General features: G+C 54.6%; 20 protein-coding genes. 8 read left to right on the plus strand and 12 right to left on the minus strand.

The features are described 5' to 3' along the window. Positions 1-4: 4 nt before the first annotated feature. Both F384_RS06615 and manA read right to left on the minus strand, forming a co-directional pair. Positions 5-1,486, minus strand: coding sequence for a YdgA family protein (locus tag F384_RS06615; protein WP_046480539.1), 1,482 nt, complete (start codon positions 1,484-1,486; stop codon positions 5-7). Positions 1,487-1,586: 100 nt separating this feature from the next. Then, a complete protein-coding gene (manA, locus tag F384_RS06620) occupies positions 1,587-2,762 on the minus strand; it encodes a mannose-6-phosphate isomerase (RefSeq protein ID WP_046480541.1) in 1,176 nt (391 codons plus the stop codon). Positions 2,763-2,979: 217 nt separating this feature from the next. Here manA and fumB point away from each other — a divergent pair, with 217 nt between their 5' ends. After that, the gene (gene fumB / locus F384_RS06625) at positions 2,980-4,626 is read left to right on the plus strand and encodes a class I fumarate hydratase (RefSeq protein ID WP_046480542.1); all 1,647 of its coding nucleotides are present in this window, start codon (positions 2,980-2,982) and stop codon (positions 4,624-4,626) included. Positions 4,627-4,767: 141 nt separating this feature from the next. Further along, positions 4,768-6,171 carry a class II fumarate hydratase gene (gene fumC / locus F384_RS06630; protein ID WP_046480544.1) on the plus strand — a complete coding sequence of 468 codons (1,404 nt, stop codon included), beginning with the start codon at positions 4,768-4,770 and terminating at the stop codon, positions 6,169-6,171. Here fumC and tus read toward each other — a convergent pair. Both tus and rstB read right to left on the minus strand, forming a co-directional pair. Then, positions 6,168-7,097, minus strand: a complete 930-nt coding sequence (gene tus, locus F384_RS06635) for a DNA replication terminus site-binding protein (protein WP_046480545.1) — start codon at positions 7,095-7,097, stop codon at positions 6,168-6,170. The two genes, fumC and tus, sit on opposite strands and share 4 nt — an antisense overlap. Positions 7,098-7,170: 73 nt before the next feature. Then, a complete protein-coding gene (rstB, locus tag F384_RS06640) occupies positions 7,171-8,472 on the minus strand; it encodes a two-component system sensor histidine kinase RstB (protein WP_046480547.1) in 1,302 nt (433 codons plus the stop codon). A 213-nt stretch (positions 8,473-8,685) separates the two neighbouring features. Between rstB and F384_RS29790 the strand changes: the two genes are divergently transcribed. Continuing rightward, positions 8,686-9,315, plus strand: coding sequence for a hypothetical protein (locus F384_RS29790; protein ID WP_155403981.1), 630 nt, complete (start codon positions 8,686-8,688; stop codon positions 9,313-9,315). 18 nt (positions 9,316-9,333) lie between these two features. On the opposite strand, the gene rstA is transcribed toward F384_RS29790, so the two are convergent. Beyond that, positions 9,334-10,068, minus strand: a complete 735-nt coding sequence (gene rstA, locus F384_RS06650) for a two-component system response regulator RstA (protein ID WP_046497833.1) — start codon at positions 10,066-10,068, stop codon at positions 9,334-9,336. A 127-nt stretch (positions 10,069-10,195) separates the two neighbouring features. On the opposite strand from rstA, the gene F384_RS06655 reads away from it, so the two are divergent. Continuing rightward, a complete protein-coding gene (locus F384_RS06655) occupies positions 10,196-10,531 on the plus strand; it encodes a GlpM family protein (RefSeq protein WP_042319174.1) in 336 nt (111 codons plus the stop codon). Here F384_RS06655 and folM read toward each other — a convergent pair. The 3 genes from folM to ydgH all read right to left on the minus strand — a co-directional run bounded on the left by folM (position 10,528) and on the right by ydgH (position 13,822). Then, on the minus strand, positions 10,528-11,250 hold the full coding sequence (folM, locus tag F384_RS06660; protein WP_046480552.1) for a dihydromonapterin reductase: 723 nt from the start codon (positions 11,248-11,250) through the stop codon (positions 10,528-10,530). The two genes, F384_RS06655 and folM, sit on opposite strands and share 4 nt — an antisense overlap. Positions 11,251-11,308: 58 nt before the next feature. Then, the gene (locus tag F384_RS06665; RefSeq protein WP_046480553.1) at positions 11,309-12,691 is read right to left on the minus strand and encodes an amino acid permease; all 1,383 of its coding nucleotides are present in this window, start codon (positions 12,689-12,691) and stop codon (positions 11,309-11,311) included. Between the two features lie 186 nt (positions 12,692-12,877). Further along, positions 12,878-13,822, minus strand: coding sequence for a DUF1471 family protein YdgH (gene ydgH / locus F384_RS06670; protein WP_046480555.1), 945 nt, complete (start codon positions 13,820-13,822; stop codon positions 12,878-12,880). A 526-nt stretch (positions 13,823-14,348) separates the two neighbouring features. On the opposite strand from ydgH, the gene pntA reads away from it, so the two are divergent. Beyond that, positions 14,349-15,878 (plus strand): Re/Si-specific NAD(P)(+) transhydrogenase subunit alpha, encoded by a 1,530-nt coding sequence (pntA, locus tag F384_RS06675; RefSeq protein ID WP_046497835.1) that lies wholly within the window; start codon positions 14,349-14,351, stop codon positions 15,876-15,878. Between the two features lie 10 nt (positions 15,879-15,888). Continuing rightward, a complete protein-coding gene (pntB, locus tag F384_RS06680) occupies positions 15,889-17,277 on the plus strand; it encodes a Re/Si-specific NAD(P)(+) transhydrogenase subunit beta (protein ID WP_046480558.1) in 1,389 nt (462 codons plus the stop codon). A gap of 48 nt (positions 17,278-17,325) precedes the next feature. Here the strand turns inward: pntB and F384_RS06685 are convergent, their stop codons facing one another. Beyond that, entirely contained in the window at positions 17,326-18,360 is a 1,035-nt protein-coding gene (locus F384_RS06685) for an AI-2E family transporter (protein WP_046480560.1), read from the minus strand. Positions 18,361-18,774: 414 nt separating this feature from the next. Here F384_RS06685 and mdtJ point away from each other — a divergent pair, with 414 nt between their 5' ends. Both mdtJ and mdtI read left to right on the plus strand, forming a co-directional pair. Next, positions 18,775-19,140 carry a multidrug/spermidine efflux SMR transporter subunit MdtJ gene (gene mdtJ / locus F384_RS06690; RefSeq protein ID WP_162200263.1) on the plus strand — a complete coding sequence of 122 codons (366 nt, stop codon included), beginning with the start codon at positions 18,775-18,777 and terminating at the stop codon, positions 19,138-19,140. Continuing rightward, on the plus strand, positions 19,127-19,456 hold the full coding sequence (gene mdtI, locus F384_RS06695) for a multidrug/spermidine efflux SMR transporter subunit MdtI (protein ID WP_046480564.1): 330 nt from the start codon (positions 19,127-19,129) through the stop codon (positions 19,454-19,456). The genes mdtJ and mdtI overlap by 14 nt, the downstream gene beginning before the upstream one ends. A 39-nt stretch (positions 19,457-19,495) precedes the next feature. Here the strand turns inward: mdtI and F384_RS06700 are convergent, their stop codons facing one another. From F384_RS06700 to asr, 3 genes are all read right to left on the minus strand, one after another. Beyond that, a complete protein-coding gene (locus F384_RS06700; RefSeq protein ID WP_046480565.1) occupies positions 19,496-20,317 on the minus strand; it encodes a trypsin-like serine peptidase in 822 nt (273 codons plus the stop codon). A gap of 101 nt (positions 20,318-20,418) precedes the next feature. Then, a complete protein-coding gene (locus tag F384_RS29795) occupies positions 20,419-20,502 on the minus strand; it encodes a hypothetical protein (protein ID WP_099434124.1) in 84 nt (27 codons plus the stop codon). A gap of 94 nt (positions 20,503-20,596) precedes the next feature. Next, positions 20,597-20,923, minus strand: a complete 327-nt coding sequence (gene asr, locus F384_RS06705) for an acid resistance repetitive basic protein Asr (RefSeq protein WP_046497839.1) — start codon at positions 20,921-20,923, stop codon at positions 20,597-20,599. Positions 20,924-20,996: the final 73 nt, after the last annotated feature.

Genomic DNA, 20,996 nt, shown 5'->3' on the forward strand with positions numbered 1-20,996 from the left:
GCGATTATTGCTGCGGCAATACCATACCGAACATTGCGACAAACTCTTCCAGCGGCATTTTCTTACCGTTCAAGGTTACCTGACCGTTGGCGTACTGCAGGCTGGTGCCAATGGTGTTGTCCTCGAGGGTGGTAATGCGGAACATCTGTCCCATTGCGGCCAGCCCCTTCACCTGCTGGTTGGCAAGCTTCGCGGCTTCATCCTGTTGATAACCTTCCAGTCTGGCTACCTGAGTCATGAACTCAACGGCCATGTCCACCGGAATCGACAGTTTACCGTCGAGCGATTTCACTGTGCGATCGACTTCATCAGCCAGCGTCTGCGGCTCGCCCTGCGCGGTGGACGGATCCTTCAGGAACAGGGAGACATTCAGCGCGGTTTCGCCTTTGGCGTTTTTCCAGCTCAACGGCGCAATGGTGATCGTCGGTTCACCTTTCATCAACAGCGGTAGGGCACCGAAGAAGGCTTCAAACACTTTCTGCTGATACAGTTCCGGGTTACTCACCACATCCGGTTGAGATAACAGCGCCTGAGTCTGGGCGTTATACTGTTGACTGAACTGATGCAAGGCCGCGCCGTCAATCTGACCCACTTTCAGCGTCAGTTTGCCGCTGCCCAGATCCTGATTCTGAACCTTCAGGCTGTTCAGAGCGTAATCCAGTTGGCTGTTGATGGTTTTACCGTCATCCACGAGATCGGTTTTACCGCTGATCTCCATGCCTTCCAGCAGCGCCATTTCTTTGCCTTCAACGCTGAGCGCCATTTTCCCAATCGTGATTTTCTGATCGCCGACGCGCTCACCAAAACTGGCCAGCGTGCTGGAACCTTCCGTTTTCAGGTCATTAAAGGAGACCTGGACCTTCTGATCGTATTCATTCACCGCATCGACCAGACCGCTCTTCGCTTCACCGGAAAGGGAAACTACCTTGCCTTCTTTATCGGCATTAAAGATAAATTCGCCACCGCTGAAGGCGACTTTCTCAGCCCCTTTCTCATAGTTCAGCGGCTTCAGCGACAGGGCGGAACGGGTATCACCGCTGTAGCTAATGCGCGAATTGATCTCAAAAGGCGTTTCACCTTTCGCCATCTCAAAGAGCGGTTTGCTGACGTCGTTGTTCACCAGGCTGGTTTTCACCGAGGCCATCGACGGCAGGAGATTAAAGCTTTTCAGTTGGGTTAACGGGAAGGGGCCATGATCGACGGATTCGTCAAGCACCACGCTCTGGCCCGCTTTTAGCCACGGATTCTCTTTTCCTGCCACCGGCTTAAGCACTAACTGTAACTGGCTACTGAATACGCCACGCTGATAGTTCTGATAAGCGAGTTCCACGTTTGCTTCCGGCGCAGTGAGTTTAATATGCGCATTGGCCAGGCTGACCATCTCCGCAAGATGGGCTTCCAGCTTTTTACCTGTGTACCACGCACCGCCTGTCCAGACGACGCCGAGTGCGACGATCACACCTGCAGCTACCAGCGATTTTTTCATATTGTTTGTCCATAAAATGAAGCCAGGCGGTAGAGGCCGCCTGGCAAAGTCTAAGCCATTTACAAGCTTAGCAAGAGTTACTACAAAATTCAGTAAGTTGCTAGAGTTTGTTGTAAACCCGCGCCACACGGCCCACGCCACTCACGCTCACCGGTGACTCTTCGGCGCTGATAAACGCCGATTCACCCGCTTTCAGTACCAGACGCTGTTCGCCTTTGCTCAACACCGCTTCGCCTTCAACGCAGAACAGGATCGCGGCGCTGTGCTGGTCAATTGCTGTCTCTTTGGCTGACAGCGTGTGCAGGGAGAACGCGAAATCATCGACCGGGATCGGGAAATCGAGTTCCGCGCCGTTTTTCATCGGTGTGGTCAGCAACTGGTTTGCCGGTTTGGCGTCGAACTTCACATTGGCGACCAGTTCCGGGATGTCGATGTATTTCGGCGTCAGACCCGCACGCAGCACGTTATCGGAGTTCGCCATCACTTCCAGCGCCACGCCCTGCAGATAGGCATGCGGCGTTTCGGCGAACAGGAACATCGCTTCGCCTGGATTGAGTTTCACCACGTTCAGCAACAGAGGCGAGAAGAGACCGCTGTCGTCCGGGTAAAATTCCGCGATAAGGCGGATGGTCTGCCACGGTTCGCCTTGTAGGGTTTCCAGCGCCGCTTTCAGAATCGCCAGCGCCCGGGATTTCTCTTCACCCTGCATGCTCAACAGGCCGGCAAACAACTGGCTCAGTCGCTCCGCGTTGGGCTGTTCGAGGAAATGGGCGATGGCGGTGTGAGCGCCAGCCACCGGTTGCAGCAGCGAAACGATCTCAGAGAACTCGCGGAATGCGTTCATGGCAAGGAACGGGGTCAGAGCGAAAACCAGCTCCGGCTTATGGTTCGGATCTTTGTAGTTGCGCTCGGCGGCATCCATCGGGATTCCGGCGGCGTTCTCTTTAGCAAAGCCGATTTCAGAATTCCGCTTGTTTGGGTGTACCTGAATGGAGAGCGGTTGCGCGGCACACAGCACTTTAAACAGGAACGGCAGTTCCCCGAAGCGTTTCGCCACGGCGTCGCCGAGCAGGGCGGATTGTCGGCTGTCGATCACCTCACGCAGCGACACGATGCGGCCGCTGGCATCTTCAATCTTCGAACTGCTCTTCGGGTGTGCGCCCATCCACAGTTCCGCCATCGGTAGCTGCTGCGGATTCGCCAGACCATAGAGTTCCGTCAGCGCCGTTTTACTTCCCCAGGCGTAGTTCTGCACGGAGTTGATGAGTTTTTGCATGTTCAATGCCCTGTTACAAGTTGGAAGTCAGTGAAAACTTAATTCAACTATTAAAGCAAGAAACCTGTGGGAAGTAACCTGCGGGCGCAAAAAGTCGTACTTGTCTCAGTTTTTGTTAAAAAATTGTGTAGGATAGTGTGACTCGCTTTTAACGAGGGCAATGGAACATCTGCCCTGAAGCCTAAGAAAATCAGACCGAGCAGTAAGTGAGAGAACAATGTCAAACAAACCCTTTCATTATCAGGATCCTTTTCCCCTTAAAAAGGATGATACCGAATACACCCTGCTGACCAGTGAATATGTTTCCGTCGCCGAATTTGAAGGACAAGAGATCCTCAAAGTCGACCCGCAAGCGCTGACGCTGCTCGCGCGCCAGGCCTTCCACGACGCCTCATTCATGCTGCGTCCTGCGCACCAACAGCAGGTTGCTGATATTCTGCGTGACCCGCAGGCCAGTGAAAACGACAAGTATGTGGCACTGCAGTTCCTGCGTAACTCCGACATCGCGGCGAAAGGTATTCTGCCAACCTGTCAGGACACCGGCACGGCGATAATCGTCGGGAAAAAAGGTCAGCGCGTCTGGACCGGCGGCGGTGATGAGGCGGCGCTGGCGCGTGGGGTGTACAACACCTACATCGAAGATAACCTGCGCTACTCGCAAAATGCCGCGCTGGATATGTATAAAGAGGTGAATACCGGCACCAACCTGCCTGCGCAGATTGACCTCTATAGCGTCGATGGCGATGAGTACAAATTTCTTTGCATCGCGAAGGGCGGCGGTTCAGCGAACAAGACCTATCTCTATCAGGAAACCAAAGCGCTATTAACCCCGGGCAAGCTGAAAAACTACCTGGTCGAGAAGATGCGCACGCTGGGAACCGCAGCCTGTCCGCCATACCACATCGCTTTTGTGATCGGCGGGACGTCGGCGGAAGCGAACCTGAAAACCGTGAAGCTGGCGTCGGCAAAATACTATGACGAACTGCCGACCGAAGGAAATGAGCACGGTCAGGCGTTCCGCGATGTCGAACTGGAAAAAGAGCTGCTGACGGAAGCGCAAAACCTCGGCCTAGGCGCGCAGTTTGGCGGTAAATACTTTGCCCATGATATTCGCGTGATCCGCCTGCCGCGTCATGGCGCGTCTTGTCCGGTCGGGATGGGCGTTTCCTGCTCGGCGGACAGAAACATCAAAGCGAAGATCAACCGCAAGGGTATCTGGATCGAAAAACTGGAGCACAATCCGGGCAAGTACATTCCTGAAGAACTGCGTAAAGCGGGCGAAGGGGAAGCGGTACGCGTTGACCTGAACCGTCCCATGAAAGCGATCCTTGAACAGCTGTCGCAATACCCGGTGTCGACCCGTCTTTCCCTGAACGGCACGATCATTGTCGGCCGTGATATCGCGCACGCTAAATTAAAAGAGCGAATGGATAATGGCGAAGGGCTGCCGCAGTATGTAAAAGATCACCCGATTTACTACGCAGGCCCGGCGAAGACACCGGAAGGTTATGCCTCTGGTTCGCTCGGCCCAACCACCGCCGGGCGCATGGACTCGTATGTCGACCAGCTTCAGTCGCAGGGCGGGAGTATGATCATGCTGGCGAAAGGTAACCGCAGCCAGCAGGTGACCGATGCCTGTCAAAAACATGGCGGATTTTACCTCGGCAGCATTGGCGGCCCGGCAGCCGTTCTGGCGCAGGGCAGCATCAAGAGCCTGGAGTGCCTGGAATATCCGGAACTGGGAATGGAAGCAATCTGGAAAATCGAAGTTGAAGATTTCCCGGCCTTTATTCTCGTTGACGATAAAGGCAACGATTTCTTCCAGCAGATTCAGACGTCGCAGTGCGCACGCTGCGTTAAGTAACGTCAGCCGCCCTTAGGGGCGGTTTTTTTTATCGCACAAACCACCAAACGGTGGCGCTGTCATCGTTGATACTCATAAGACCGCAAGCACGTGTGCAATGTCGAACATAACCTAATCAATTCATTATCTAAGGAGCAGGTCATGGTAACGGTACGCAGCGAGAAAGACTCGATGGGCGCGATTGATGTCCCGGCAGATAAGCTGTGGGGAGCGCAAACCCAGCGTTCGCTTGAGCATTTTCGGATCTCCACCGAGAAAATGCCCGTCTCGCTGATCCACGCGCTGGCGCTCACCAAGCGTGCAGCGGCAAAGGTTAACGACGATTTAGGGCTGCTGGCGCCTGAAAAAGCCGCGGCTATTATGCAGGCTGCCGATGAGGTGCTGGCAGATAAACACACACAAGAGTTTCCGCTGGCTATCTGGCAGACCGGGTCAGGTACGCAAAGCAACATGAACATGAACGAAGTGCTGGCAAACCGGGCCAGCGAACTGCTTGGCGGCGTTCGTGGCATGGCGCGCAAAGTCCATCCGAATGATGACGTCAACAAGAGCCAGAGTTCGAACGACGTCTTTCCGACGGCGATGCATGTCGCTGCGCTGCTGGCGCTGCGCACTCATCTTATTCCGCAGGTGCAGGTGTTAACGACGACGCTGAACGAAAAATCGCACGCCTTCGCCGATATTGTCAAAATTGGCCGTACTCATCTCCAGGACGCCACGCCGTTGACGCTGGGGCAGGAGATTTCCGGCTGGGTGGCGATGTTAGAACATAACCTGCGGCACATCGAAAACAGCCTGCCGCACGTGGCGGAACTGGCGCTGGGCGGTACAGCCGTTGGCACCGGGCTGAATACCCATCCGGAATATGCCCACCGCGTTGCCGATGAACTGGCGGCCATTACCCACGCTCCCTTTGTCACGGCACCGAACAAGTTTGAAGCGCTGGCAACCTGCGATGCGCTGGTTCATGCCCACGGCGCGCTGAAAGGGCTGGCGGCGTCGCTCATGAAAATCGCCAACGACGTGCGCTGGCTGGCATCGGGGCCGCGTTGCGGCATTGGCGAAATCGCGATCCCGGAAAATGAACCGGGTAGTTCTATCATGCCGGGCAAGGTCAACCCGACCCAGTGCGAGGCGCTGACGATGTTGTGCTGTCAGGTGATGGGGAACGATGTGGCAATCAACATCGGCGGGGCGTCAGGCAATTTCGAACTGAACGTCTTCCGACCTGTGGTGATCCACAACTTCCTGCAATCGGTGCGTCTGCTGGCGGATGGGATGGAGAGCTTCAATGCCCATTGTGCGGTCGGTATTGAGCCAAATCGCGAGCGGATCAATCAGTTGCTCAATGAATCGCTGATGCTGGTCACCGCGCTGAATACCCATATTGGCTACGACAAAGCGGCGGAAATTGCCAAGAAAGCGCATAAAGAGGGACTGACGCTGAAAGTCGCGGCTCTGGCGCTGGGCTATCTCACCGAAGCGGAGTTCGACAGCTGGGTGCGGCCAGAGCAGATGGTCGGCAGCATGAAACCGGATCGCTAATCTGCCACATACAGGTGCAGTCGTGGAATGATCAGATGCAGCGGCTGCGCCTGCGGTTTAAATCGATGCTGTACGTTTTCGGCGTCGTAGTTCAGTAGCTCACCAATATCCGGCATGCCTGCGCCGTTTTCCGTATTGATCAACGCGATAAGCGGCGTCGGGCAGGCATGCTGTACCTGCTTTTGCTCACCTTTGTACCAGACTCTGGCGATGGGCTGGACCTTTACCGGACGCTTAATTTTCAGTTTTGCCTGCTGCGGCAGGGCGGCGATATCCTGATATTCGCGCTCCAGTTTTGCCTGCCACTCCTCGCGGGTCCAGGGATGCACGCTGCGCGGGGTATTCAGACTCTTTTCCAGTTGTGCCAGCACCTCGTCGCGCTTCAGATTCTTGATGATATGTTTGTTCGCCCAGCCAAAGCGCAAAGTCGCCGGATCGTTTATCACCGTCAGCGTCCGGTAGGCATTGAGCGTAATCAGCCCCGGCAGATGGCGATGGACCCATTCAAAACGCGCGGCGGAGGGTAAACCGGACTCAACGGTGACAATATGCTCAAAGGTGGTTTTCAACTGATTGATACGCTGCACCTGGTTTTCCAGCGCGGCCTGGCTGGCACTGTCAACCTGGTAGCACAGCACGCCCGGCAGACGCACCGCCGCTTTACTGCTGCGGGTTTCGGACTGCTGCTGAATAAACAGATGACGATAATGCGCCAGCGCCAGCGTTTCGGCCTCTTTGCCCAGATGCTGTTTCACCGCAATGGTATCCAGCGGGGAGTGCTCGGCCTCTTTGGTCACTTCCGGTAGCGAAAAGACGCGGGCAATCATCAGATGATGTTGTCCGAGCGTTTGTGTCAGTTCGGCCAGCGCCTGCTCCATCTGGCGAAACGTAGTATTCAGTCTGTCGACGAGATCGTAACGGGCCATTGCGCACCTCATTAGTTACAACATACTTACTATATAGCACGTTATTTCGCCTGCGACTACGGTGCGGGTAGCGTCAGCCAGCGGTTAATTCGGGAAGTGTGCGCCGGATCGGCCAACAAAAGCTGAAGCGGGCCCCGCCCAGTTCGCTTTCTCCACAACTGACCGTGCCACCCATCGCCTGGGCGATGGAGTAGACGATAGCCAGACCCAGACCACAACCTCCGGTGGCGCGATCCCGACTTGGATCCAGGCGGACAAAAGGCTCAAAAACGCTCTCCCTGGCCTCCGGGGCAATGCCTGGCCCGTCATCGTCGACAACCAGCGTGGCGAAGCGATCGCTGAGTTGCAGGCTTATCTGCACGGTGGACTGACAATAGCGCAACGCGTTGTTCAACAGATTATCCAGCACGCGCTCCATGAGTCGCATATCTAACGCACCGTAATCGCCGCTGGCGAGGTGCGAAACCTGAAGCGTGAGATCAGGGTTCACGCTCTGCACATCGTCAATGTGCGCCGTGAGCCAGACCGGGAGGTCCGGTTCGCTCAGATGCAGTTCATTCTGTGGCCTGTCGAGTCGGGCGTAGGTTAACAGTTCCTCAATCAAGGCTTCGAGTTGCCCGATATCACGATTAAGCGCCAGAGACTCCTGCTCGGTGAGGTTTTCACTCATCTCCAGTCGGTAGCGAAGTCGAACCAGTGGGGTACGCAGTTCATGGGCAATCCCGTCAATTAGCTGTTTTTTACTGGCGATCAGCGTATTGATATTGTCCGCCATCTGATTAAAAGCAATGCCCAGGCGTTCAAAACTGGAACCGCTGTCAAAATGCAGCCGTTCACTGAGATGACCTTTACCGAACCGCTGAGCGGCGGCCTCCAGTCGCAGCATTTCCTGCCAGTGGGGACGCATCCAGATAAACACCGGAAAGGCCAGTGAAATGGCGATAAACGCCATTAGCGCGATATCCAGCAGGCGCATCTGATGGAGGAAATAGAGATAGGGAACCGGGCCAACGGCCAGGACATAATGACTGCGCGGAATACGCTGAATGAAGGTGTACTGATCGTCGAGCGCAATGATATCGCCTTCACGCAGACGCTGCATACTCGGGGCATCCAGCCTGAATTTCGTCAGTGGCTCAACGCGCAGGTCAAAAGAGAGATTGAGGTCCATCTCTTTGAGCGTTTTACCCCACTCATGCGGGGGGATCTCGCGCAATTCGCTGCGCATCAGATAGAGCGAGCTTTTCATCAAATCATCGAGCGACTGCCTGCCAGCCCGTTCTGCGGTGAATTTATAAACCAGCCCGACCAACAGGGTCATCACCAGAAAGCAGACAAACAGCAGGAGATAAAACTGCACGAACAGTTTCTTCATTAAAAATCACCGAATGTTCAATGTAGTGTCTGATGCAAACAGCTTGCAGGCACGTTGCTCTGTGGTCCTGGCCGCCATCATGCGCATCCCGCCTGGCAGTGTACACCGTCCTGTCCTGCGTGAAAATTTTGTGATGGGGAGGGAAACGTCTCTCCTGGCTAAAGTATATGGTGTTGTAATAACAGAAATGGATCTTTTAAAGGGAGAAAACCGATGCTGGTGCGTAATACTTTGACGGAAGCCTTACCATTACGTACGCGGGCTGGGGCAGTCGGTCTGGTGCTGAGTCTGGAAGGCGCGCGTTATTATATTTTTCATAGTCGCCAGACCCGCGATCAGCTGGCTAGCACCGTCCTGCAAAGGAGGCTGGCATTGCAACATGACTTGCAGCAGCGAGGACGCGAAATCCCTCAGCCTTACGATCCTGTACAAGGCCAACTGCGTTACCAACAGCTGATTGGCTTCGCGAGGGATATGACAGCGAGAACCGCTATGGACCCCGAGGGACGACATGCGGAAGAAGCAATGATCGAACACTGGGATGAAATATTGCGGGATTTCGCGAATCATCGACATCATCCTCCCCGGCGCGCCGACGTCTTCCTCACCTATTGTCCCTGTCAGGTGACTAATCACGATCCCAGCCCTGTACGTCAACTGGGACGTATTCATTATCCACTGTCATGCCACGAAAAATTACGTCGGTTCTGTACAACAGAAAACCGTTCGCACATGCGCTGGACGGTTTACTATGAGCATCCGTTTCAAACGGTCCCGGGACTGGATATTCATGATGGCAATCTCCGGATCCTGAGACTGCCTCCTCATATCATCATGCCGTAACGGACGAAAGGCGTCGTCTTACTGGCCTTGCACATCATCCCAGGCGTGCGGGGCAAACAGATAGCCCTTGTTACGTATTGTTTTAATACGGTAAGGTTCCGCCGCGTTATCCAGCAGTTTCTTGCGCAGACGCGAGATGGCGACGTCCACACTGCGATCCATGCCGTCATAGCTTACGCCACGTAGATTTTTCAGCAGCGCGTCGCGATCCATAATCTGTCCGGCGTGGGTGGCGAGCTCCCATAACAGTTCGAAATCGGCGGTGGACAGTATGACTTGCTCGCCGCTGAGTAAGACGACACGATTGATGGGGTCGATGGACAGGGAACCAAAGCGCAGCGTTTTATGCGGCGAGACGGTGGCAGGCTGAAACCCTTTGCTATGGCCAGATTGATCGTTCTGACGCAGATGTAGCCGCAGTCGGGCCAACAGCACCGCAGGCGGCGTGGTCTTCAGAATGTAGTCACAGGCACCCATTTCCAGCGCCAGGATATGGTTCATGTCGCTGTCCAGCGAAGTGAGCAGGACGATGGGTCCCTGCCATTGCCCCTGCAGGTCACGACAGAGGGTCATGCCGTCTTTGCCGGGGAGCATAATATCCAGCAGCACCAGGTCCGGTTGAACCTGCAATATCCGCGCCTCCGCCAGATCGCCGCGCGGCTCGACAACCACCTCGAAATCGTGTTTTGCCAGATAGGCCGCAATGAGCGCACCGACTTCTGGATCGTCTTCAACAAATACAATCGTGTTCATCGTCTTGATTGCCGATCGGAAAACGTCAACATACACCGCCGGGGCGTTGCCTTCCATTAATCTTTCCTAAATGGGGACGCTTCCGTTATGCTGGTTGCCGATGTTATTGATGTGTAAAGGCAAGGTAATGGGACTCGTGATTAAAGCCGCGCTAGGAGCGCTGGTGGTGGTGTTGATTGGGTTGCTGGCAAAAACGAAGAATTACTACATCGCAGGGTTAATCCCACTGTTCCCGACATTCGCGCTGATTGCCCATTACATCGTGGCCAGCGAACGGGGAATTGACGCACTGAGAACGACCATCGTGTTCAGCATGTGGTCAATTATTCCCTATTTTGTCTATCTCGTTTCGCTGTGGTATTTCACCGGTTTTCTGAAGCTGCCGGTGGCGCTGGGCGGGGCGGTGATCTGCTGGTGCCTGAGCGCCTGGCTGCTGATTTTTTGCTGGGTCAAACTGCACTAACGCAGATGACGACCGCCGTCTACGGCGAAACTGCGACCGGTCACAAAGCAACTGGTCAACAGATAATCGATTAAATCGATCACCTCTTTTTCGCCCGGCGCCGTTTTCATCAGCGATTTGTTCAGTGCCTGCTGGCGGTACTCGGCATCGTCACCTTCGTTAAACAGTATCAACGAAGGGGCGATGGCGTTGACCTTCACCTCCGGCGCGAGCTTTCGGGCGAATGAGCGGGTCATATTATCCAGCGCCGCCTTACTGGCCGCATAGGCGATATGCTTGTCGCTGCCTTTCTCCACAACGTAATCGGTAAAGTGAATGATGTCACCGGCGGCGTGCCCGTGCCCGCGCAGCATGCCTTCCAGCGCATGGTTAAGCAGATAGGGGGCATTGACGTGGATTTGCATCATGCAGGCCAGTACATCAGAGAGCGACGTTCCGGGTTTCTCCGCCATCCATGCGCTGGCATTATGCACGATGGCGCGCAGACCGCTGGCGCGTTCTTTAACGGTATCGGCGAAAGCCAGAATGCCTTCATCGGTGGAGAAATCAGCCTGAATGCACAGGGCACCCGCCTGGGTCAGCCCGTCAATGGCCGGATAATGCGTACGATAGCTGACGATCACCGGCTGTTTCTGGTTGAGAAAGTGCCAGGCAATGGCGAGGCCGATGCGGCGACCACCACCGGTCACTAAAATGGGCAGAGGATGTTGGGTTCCCATCGAAAAACTCCTTATGCGCCTGCGAATCAGGCAATTAGCGTCAAACGATGGGATGCGTTTACCCCACCAGCAACCAGGTCGCCGGTACGGCGGCAACCAGTAACAGACCAATCAGAACCAATTCCTGACGATTCAGAACGTTATCATGCGTATGCGTCTTACGTGCATACAGGAACACCAGCAGACCCGGCGCATAAAGCACCACCGAGAGCAGCAGGTGCATTGGCCCCGAGGCATACAATAACCATAAGCCATAAATGCACGCACCGACACCTACCGCCTGGTGAAGCGGACGGGTGGCAATTTTCAGCAGGAAGGCGCCGACAAGGAAATAAGGAACCAGAATCATCTCTGAGGCGATGGTCAGCAGGGTGTTGTAATCCGAACCGGTAAGCCAGATAAGCACAAGACAGACCTGGACGCAGAGGTTGGTGAGCCACAACGAGGCCGATGGTGCACCTTGCGCATTCTGACGGGCGAAAATCCGCGGGAAGGCTTTATGGGTTGAGGCGAGAAACGGAACTTCCGCCGCCATAATCGTCCAGCTCAGATAGGCCCCGCAGACAGAGACAATCAGGCCCGCCGCAATGATAATCTCACCCCACGGCCCCATCATTTTGACCATCAGACCCGCCATTGACGGGTTACGGATCTCCGCCAGTTCCGGACGGGCAACCACGCCAAGCGAGAGCAGAGTCACCAGCAGATAAACAGCAAGCGCGGAGAGCACTGCCAGCAGTGTCGCGCGACCCACATCGTGCTTATTGCGCGCCCGCGCCGAGACCACCACTGCGCCTTCCACACCGATGAACACCCATAGCGTGATGAGCATCGTGTTTTTAACCTGTTCCCAGACCGGGACACCCAGCGCAATGCCAGTGAAATCGAGGCTGAAAACCTCCAGTTTGAACGCCATAAAGGCCAGCACGATAAACAGACCGAGCGGCAGCAATTTTGCCAGCGTCGCCACCAGATTGATGCTGGCCGCCGTTTGCACACCGCGTAGCACCAGAAAGTGCACCACCCACAGCAGCACCGAAGCGCCCACGATCGCCTGCCAGGTGTTCCCGTCGCCAAACAGACGCAGCGCGGGCGTATCGGTAAAGAAACTGAGGGCAGAGAAGACAATGACGAGGTAGGAGACGTTGGCAATCACCGCGCATAACCAGTAACCCCAGGCAGAGCAGAAACCGATTAGCTCCCCGAATCCTTCACGGGCATAGGTGAAGATGCCGCCATCCAGTTCGGGACGGATACGCGTCAGAATCAACATGGCAAACGCCAGCAGCAATATCCCGGCGCCGGTGATCGCCCAGCCGATGAGTAAGGCCGACGGACTGGCAACCGCGGCCATGTTCTGCGGCAGACTGAAAACACCTGCGCCAAGCATTGAGCTTAAAACCAGCGCGGTGAGTGCGCTCAGTCCCAGTTTCTTTTCCATGGTTATCCCGTGGTAAAAACGAACGATGAAGAATAATTATTGTGGCAAAACGCATAAAAATGGTGAAAGCCACTAAGGCGCGGGATTTTACGGAGAGAAGAGACTGCATGCAACGATCAGAGAAAGATTTGTGACTAATAAAACGAAAGGCGGCATAAAGCCGCCTTATTTTACTACCGGAGCGCGTTATTTATACAGATCGGCGCTGATGGTCATGTTGTTACCACGTTCCTGCCACTGGCGGGTAATGTGGTAATACTTGGCCCCTTGTTTCGCCGCACGCTTGGCGACCTGATAAGAGACGTCGGTCATGCTGCTGTAGTTGCCGGTGAACTTGATGCTGTCGAACGGTACCATCATGGCCGCCGTCGCTTTGTTCAGTTCTTCGACTTTCGTGCCATCCGGCAGGGTGACAGTGTAACGTCCACCTTTAGTGGATTGCGTTTCGAAGAAGCGGCCCACTTCCGAGCTCGGAGAGGCGGTGGTGGCGACACCCGGGATCTCGACATTCTTCGCCGCTTCGCCGCCAGCAGCGAGCGCTGCGCGACCTGCATCGGAATCCGCCGGGATAGCGTCAGGGCTCTGCACTACGCGTTTCTTCGCATCTTCTTTGTAGATAAAGGCAGTGATGCGCTGGTTGCCACCCTGGTTCGCATCAATCTGACGCACGATGTAGAAGGAGTAAGCGCCTTTTTCACGTGCGGCTTTGGTAATGGCGTCATTCACTTCTGGCTGGCTGCGGTAGAAACCCTGAACCGTGACGGTGTCAAACGGTTCCAGCATGACGGCTTCAGACTTCGGCAATTCCACCACGCCATTGATCACGCGGTTTTTGCTGTCTTCCGCTTTTTCGGCGTCGGCCTTGTAGAAGTCTGCAACAACACGCCAGTTACCACTGTTACCAAAATCAGATGTATCAACGACATAAAATGAGGCAGCGCCTTCTTTATCTGCGCGGCGGTTAACGGCCTTCACCGCGTCGCCAATCGCATTAAAACGGCCAGTGACCGTGACACGGTCATAAGGTTTCAGTGCTGCCGCTTGCTCCGGCGTCAATTCTGTTGCTGCGTTTACGGAAAAAGCCGTCGCAGAAAGAAGTGCGGACGCCAGGAGAGTGTTCTTAAGCTTCATAAAAATAATCCTTCGCCTTGCGCAAACCAGGTACTGGTATTGTTATTGACTAGAAACGTGGCTGATTATTGCATTTAAACCCGGTGACTGTCTGCGTCATTTTTCAATCGGCATGACAGATGACGTCACAAGGTCGATAACAAATTATGATATGTCGAAAAAATGGTCATTTCACAGTAAAAACTGATGAACATACTGAATTTTATAAGTTAATTTAATGTTAATTAGTTGATCTGCTGTGGCGCTTAATCATGTTTTGCCGCGTCGTCTGAGCGATTTATTGGCTTTTCGCAAGGAATTGAAGGTCATTATCCCGGTCAGAGGGCTGAATCGTTCCTGTTTTGCTGATAACCCGACAAATACTGTTTTTTGGCGCTAGATCACAGGCGCTATTTTCAGTACGTTATACGGAGTTTGTTACTGTTTTATTTTTCCGGGGTAACCTGTACCTCCTGCGTGAAATTGCCTGCGCAATTCCACGATCACTGACAAACCATCATCAAAAATACCGATGGAAGGGAACATGATGCGAATTGGCATACCAAAAGAACGGTTTACCAATGAAACCCGCGTAGCAGCGACGCCGAAAACGGTTGAGCAACTGCTGAAGCTGGGTTTCACCGTCGCGGTAGAGAGCGGCGCGGGTGGACTGGCAAGTTTTGACGATAAGGCTTTTGTAGAAGCGGGCGCGGAAATTGTCGACAGCAGCGCTGTCTGGCAATCAGAGATCATTCTGAAGGTCAACGCACCGGAAGATGAGGAAATTCCGTTACTCAATCCGGGCACCACGCTGGTCAGCTTCATCTGGCCTGCGCAGAATCCAGAGTTAATGCAAAAGCTCGCCGAGCGTAATGTGACGGTGATGGCAATGGATTCTGTACCGCGTATTTCACGTGCGCAGTCGCTGGATGCATTGAGCTCCATGGCAAACATTGCCGGTTATCGGGCGATCGTTGAAGCGGCGCACGAGTTCGGACGCTTCTTTACCGGGCAAATCACCGCAGCGGGCAAAGTGCCGCCGGCCAAAGTGATGGTGATCGGCGCAGGCGTCGCGGGTCTGGCCGCCATTGGCGCGGCGAACAGCCTGGGCGCGATTGTACGTGCTTTTGACACCCGTCCCGAAGTGAAAGAGCAGGTCCAGAGTATGGGCGCTGAATTCCTCGAACTGGATTTCAAAGAGGAAGCGGGTAGCGGCGACGGTTATGCCAAAGTCATGTCCGAAGCGTTTATCAAAGCGGAAATGGCGCTGTTTGCCGCGCAGGCAAAAGAGGTCGACATTATTGTCACCACCGCGCTGATCCCCGGCAAACCGGCACCGAAACTGATCACCCGTGAGATGGTTGACTCTATGAAAGCGGGCAGCGTCATTGTCGACCTGGCCGCCCAAAACGGCGGCAACTGTGAATACACGGTTGCCAATCAGGTCACGACCACCGCAAATGGCGTCAAAGTGATCGGCTATACCGACTTGCCAGGGCGTCTGCCGACGCAGTCCTCGCAACTTTATGGCACCAACCTCGTTAACCTGCTCAAACTGCTGTGCAAAGAGAAAGACGGTAATATCACCGTTGATTTCGACGACGTGGTCATCCGCGGCGTAACGGTGGTGCGTGACGGTGAAATTACCTGGCCTGCGCCGCCGATTCAGGTGTCCGCACAACCGCAGGCCGCCGCGAAAGCCGCGCCAGCAGCAAAAGAACCGGAAAAACCCGCTTCACCGTGGCGCAAATATGCGCTGATGGCGCTGGCGATCGTTCTGTTTGGCTGGCTGGCTGACGTCGCGCCGAAAGAGTTCCTCGGGCACTTTACGGTATTCGCTCTGTCCTGCGTGGTGGGTTACTACGTGGTCTGGAACGTCTCTCATGCTCTGCATACGCCGCTGATGTCCGTGACCAACGCCATTTCAGGGATCATCGTGGTTGGCGCGCTATTGCAGATTGGCCAGGGTGGCTGGGTTAGCTTCCTGAGCTTCATCGCGGTACTGATTGCCAGCATCAATATTTTCGGTGGCTTCACCGTGACTCAGCGCATGCTGAAAATGTTCCGGAAAAACTAAGGGGTAACACATGTCTGGAGGATTAGTTACAGCTGCATACATTGTTGCCGCGATCCTGTTTATTTTCAGTCTGGCGGGACTTTCAAAACATGAAACGTCTCAGCAGGGTAACAACTTCGGTATCGCCGGGATGGCGATTGCGCTGATTGCCACGATTTTTGGCCCGGATACCGGCAATGTTGCCTGGATCCTGGTGGCGATGATCATCGGCGGCGCGATTGGTATTCGTCTGGCGAAGAAAGTCGAAATGACCGAAATGCCGGAGCTGGTGGCGATTCTGCACAGCTTCGTCGGTCTGGCTGCGGTGCTGGTCGGCTTTAACAGCTATCTGTATCACGAAGCGGGCCTCGAGCCGATTCTGGTGAATATTCACCTGACCGAAGTGTTCCTTGGCATCTTCATCGGTGCGGTGACCTTCACCGGTTCGGTGGTGGCGTTTGGTAAACTGCGCGGCAAGATTTCGTCTAAGCCGCTGATGCTGCCGAATCGCCATAAAATGAATCTCGCGGCGCTGGTGGTCTCTTTCCTGCTGTTGGTGGTCTTTGTACGCACCGAAAGCGTTGGCCTGCAGGTTCTGGCGCTGCTGGTGATGACCATCATCGCGCTGGCGTTCGGCTGGCATCTGGTGGCCTCCATCGGCGGGGCGGATATGCCGGTCGTGGTCTCCATGCTGAACTCCTACTCCGGTTGGGCGGCAGCGGCGGCGGGCTTCATGCTGAGCAACGACCTGCTGATCGTGACCGGTGCGCTGGTCGGTTCTTCCGGTGCAATTCTGTCTTACATCATGTGTAAGGCGATGAACCGCTCGTTCATCAGCGTCATTGCAGGGGGCTTCGGTACCGATGGTACGGCGTCCAGCGGTGATGAAGAAGTGGGTGAACACCGTGAGATCAGTGCGGAAGATACTGCCGATATGCTGAAAAACTCGCATACGGTGATCATCACCCCGGGCTACGGCATGGCGGTGGCGCAGGCACAGTATCCGGTTGCGGAAATTACCGAGAAACTGCGCGCGCGCGGTATCAAAGTGCGTTTCGGCATCCATCCGGTTGCCGGACGTTTGCCTGGCCACATGAACGTACTGCTGGCGGAAGCGAAAGTGCCTTACGACATCGTGCTGGAAATGGACGAGATCAACGATGATTTCGCCGATACCGACACCGTGCTGGTCATTGGCGCGAACGACACCGTGAACCCGGCGGCGCAGGACGATCCGAACAGTCCGATTGCCGGTATGCCGGTACTGGAAGTGTGGAAAGCGCAGAACGTTATCGTCTTCAAACGTTCAATGAATACCGGCTACGCTGGTGTGCAGAACCCACTGTTCTTTAAAGAGAACACCCATATGCTGTTTGGCGATGCCAAAGCCAGCGTGGATGCGATTCTGAAAGCGCTGTAATCGGTTGTTCCCTTGAAACGGCCTCTGCGGAGGCCGTTTTTATGTCGATCACGTCTTGTTCACATCGCCCAACAGAATGGCAATACTTTGCCCGCCAACGGATTGCTCCAGTGCAATCTTGACGATAATGGTCAATGGAACCGAAAGCAGCATGCCCACCGGTCCCAGCAGCCAGCCCCAGAAGATCAACGACAGAAACACCACCAGTGTAGAGAGCCCCAGACCGCGTCCCATGATGCGTGGCTCAAGGATATTACCGAACACCAGGTTGATAATCAGATAGCCCGCAAGTACCACCAGCGCGTCGTACAGGCCGCCAAACGCCAGTACCTGAATGATAGGGGGGATAGCCGCCAGCACCGAGCCGATGTTCGGGATGTAGTTCAGCGCGAAGGCCAGAAGCCCCCAGATAAAGGCGAAACGAACATCCAGCGCCGCCAGCATGCCCCAGACCACCAGCCCCGTGACGAGACTGATTGCCGTTTTCAGTACCAGATAGTGCGACACGCTGTCGATGGCGCGCTGAATGGCCGCCATCCCCACGACCGGGCGGACCATAATCTGCTGGAATTTGGTGGGAAGTTGCGGCACTTCCAGCAGCATGAAGACCACCGTCAGCAGCAGCAAAAATATCGACGACATGGCATTGGTTAACTGCGTCAACAAATTGGTGATAAGCGTCATCGCCGCGTTGGGATCGATGTACTTCACCATCTCATCCACGGAGACGTCGATGCCTGAGCGGACCAGCCAGGGCTCCAGATTTTTCAGCGGGATGACCAGTGACGAACGATACTGGGGCAGGGTGCGCGCCAGTTCGTTGAGGGACGTTCCCAGGTAGGCCAGCAGCAGGACCATCGCCATCACAATGATGATAACCAGCAAGGAGATCGCCAGCACGCGTGGAACGCGCAGTTTCACCATCCGCTGCACCAGTGGACTGAGGACGACGGCAATAAATAAGGCCAGAATAAAGGGAACAATAATATCCGCCGCAAAGCGGATACCGGTAAGAATGATCACCAGCATTCCCAGCATAATGACGATTTTGAGACCGTTCAGCGTGATGATTGGTTTTGCCATGGAGCGTCCTGTATTTTTCTGCTTGCCGCGTATAATAAGGTGATTCCTGTCGACGTGTCCTGGTAAAAATCAAACGATTCGGGTAAAGAAGTGAAAAGGTTTTGAGTTAATTCCTGGCCTATGATACAAATCAGGCGTGTTCAACTACCGAGGACAATTATCATCCGCGATGACGAGAAGCAACACTGCGGATAATTGTAATATTATGGACAATATGTTCAGGACGTTTTTTTCTACACAGACTCTTCTTCGTACTTCCTCCTCTTTCCTGCTTGCAGGTGAGCAGCACTGGCGCAACGCGCTGTAGTCCCTTCTTCTGCCCGAGCTGACGCCACGCGTCTGGCTAACTGATTTTATTTTCTGGTTTGCTGCATCCGGCAAGCCCAAAGGATTATATTCTCAAGCAGGAGAAGCATCATGTTTTACTGGATTTTATTAGGCCTGGCGATTGTCGCTGAAATTACCGGCACGCTGTCGATGAAATGGGCAAGCGTGAGCGATGGCAACAGTGGATTTATTTTAATGCTGGTGATGATCGCCGCCTCGTATATTTTTCTCTCTTTTGCCGTTAAAAAAATCGCCCTCGGTGTGGCTTATGCGCTGTGGGAAGGTATCGGTATTTTATTTATTACGCTGTTTAGCGTGCTGTTATTTGATGAGTCGCTGTCGGCCATGAAAATTGCCGGTCTGGCGACGCTGGTGCTGGGGATTGTGTTGATTAAATCCGGTACCCGCAAGTCGCGTCAGGGCGCGAAAGAGGTGACGCATGCAACAGTTTGAGTGGGTTCACGCTGCGTGGCTGGGGGTTTCGATCGTTCTGGAAATTATCGCCAACGTCTTTTTAAAATTCTCTGACGGTTTTCGGCGCAAGCTGTATGGCATCCTCTCGCTGGTCGCGGTACTCGCCGCGTTCAGTGCGCTGTCTCAGGCGGTAAAGGGCATTGACCTGTCCGTTGCCTATGCGCTGTGGGGGGGATTTGGTATCGCCGCGACGCTTGCCGCCGGATGGATACTGTTTGGTCAGCGCCTGAATCATAAGGGCTGGATAGGCGTTGTTCTGCTGCTGGCCGGTATGGTGATGATTAAGCTTGCCTGATGTTTCGCTGCCCGCGCCCTGCGGGCAGCATGATGAGTCTTATTGTTCCACGGCCAGAGCATCCAGTTTTTCACGAAAACCGGTCACCGAGATAGCCCGGTTGTCAGCGCGCCAGCGATCTTTCGCCGCCGGGGCGGAACTCTGAACGCCAATTAACTGCCAGCCAGCGTCGGTTTTCAACATCAGCGGCGAACCGCTGTCGCCCGGCAGGGTGTCACACTGATGCGACAACACCGAATTCTGCGCCCAACCGGTGACAATGCAGTCCTGATGCGAATAGAGCGTATCCAGATGGTCTTCCGGGTATCCCGACTGTGTGACCTTGCGTCCGGTTTCCTTGAGTGCGGCGGTCAGTGCGGCTTTGTCCCCTTCAAAGAGCGGCAACGGCGTGATGCCGGAAGGCGGATAGCGCAGGACGACCAGGCCAAAATCCCACGGCGCGGCAGCCGGCGGCACAATCCAGCCATCGCCATCGGGCTTCAGACGTTTTCCCAGACCCGGATCCACGCGTCCTTCAATGCCGTGAATTTCATAACGCCAGAGACCTTTTTTAGAGACAAAACGCAGGACCACGGCTTTATCCGGTTTCCCTTTCGGCGGGGTTAATAAGCAATGTCCGGCGGTGAGCGCCAGATGCGGGGAGATCAACGTCGCAGTACACAAGTTTCCGCTGGCGGTTTCCAGTTGTCCGATAGCATCCCACGGCGATTGCGTAGGATCGCTTACCGGCACGCGATCGTCCTGACCAAAAAATAACGTTTTGACTTCACTGGTCCCGGTGTCCTCGTCGGGCTTATCCGCATGCGCAATACCCGATGAAAAGCACAACGACCCCAGTAATACAGCAACGGTTTTACGCATATCACACTCTGTGTGGGTAATTATGATTATTAAAAGAAAACCCTCAGTAATTACTATAGACGCAACGGCGGGAAAGTGAGAGCAAAATCAGAGTACTACGATCAGGAAAGATAAAAGCGGGCAGCAATGAGAGCACATAAAATAAGCGTGATAAGAATGAACTCAAAGCGATAACGGCGCACCATGTTACCCTCCGAAAAAGACGGCGCTAAACCGGGAAAGCGTTCAGCGCCGTTGAATAATGGCGCGAGGGGGCGCGCCAGTTTACAGAGTCAGGACTTAAGCTGCCGGTTGAGCGGCGGGCTTAGCAGCCGATTGTTTGGTGTGTTTTTTGACGTGCTTTTTAGCGGCTTGCGCTTTTTGTTCTGGCGCTTTCTGCTCAGTCGTGGCTTTGGCTTTTTTCGGGTGTTTTTTAGCGGCCTGCGCTTTTTGCTCTGGCGCTTTCTGAGTGGTCGCTTTGTGATGTTTTTTGTGGTGCATGGTTTTTGCCGGAGCCGCTTTTGCGGTCGGTGCGGCAGCCGGTGCAGTTGTCGTAGTGTCAGCAGCAAAAGCGGCAGAAGACAGACCCATAGCAGCGGCAACAACCAGAGCTAATACTTTTTTCATTCTCATACCCTCGATTTGGTTTTTCATTCAACCCCACTGCGGGGCCGTTGAAATAACTATATCGCTGGATTAT

Origin of the sequence: Citrobacter amalonaticus Y19 (assembly GCF_000981805.1) — a bacterium.
GTDB classification, from domain to species: Bacteria; Pseudomonadota; Gammaproteobacteria; order Enterobacterales; family Enterobacteriaceae; genus Citrobacter_A; species Citrobacter_A amalonaticus_C.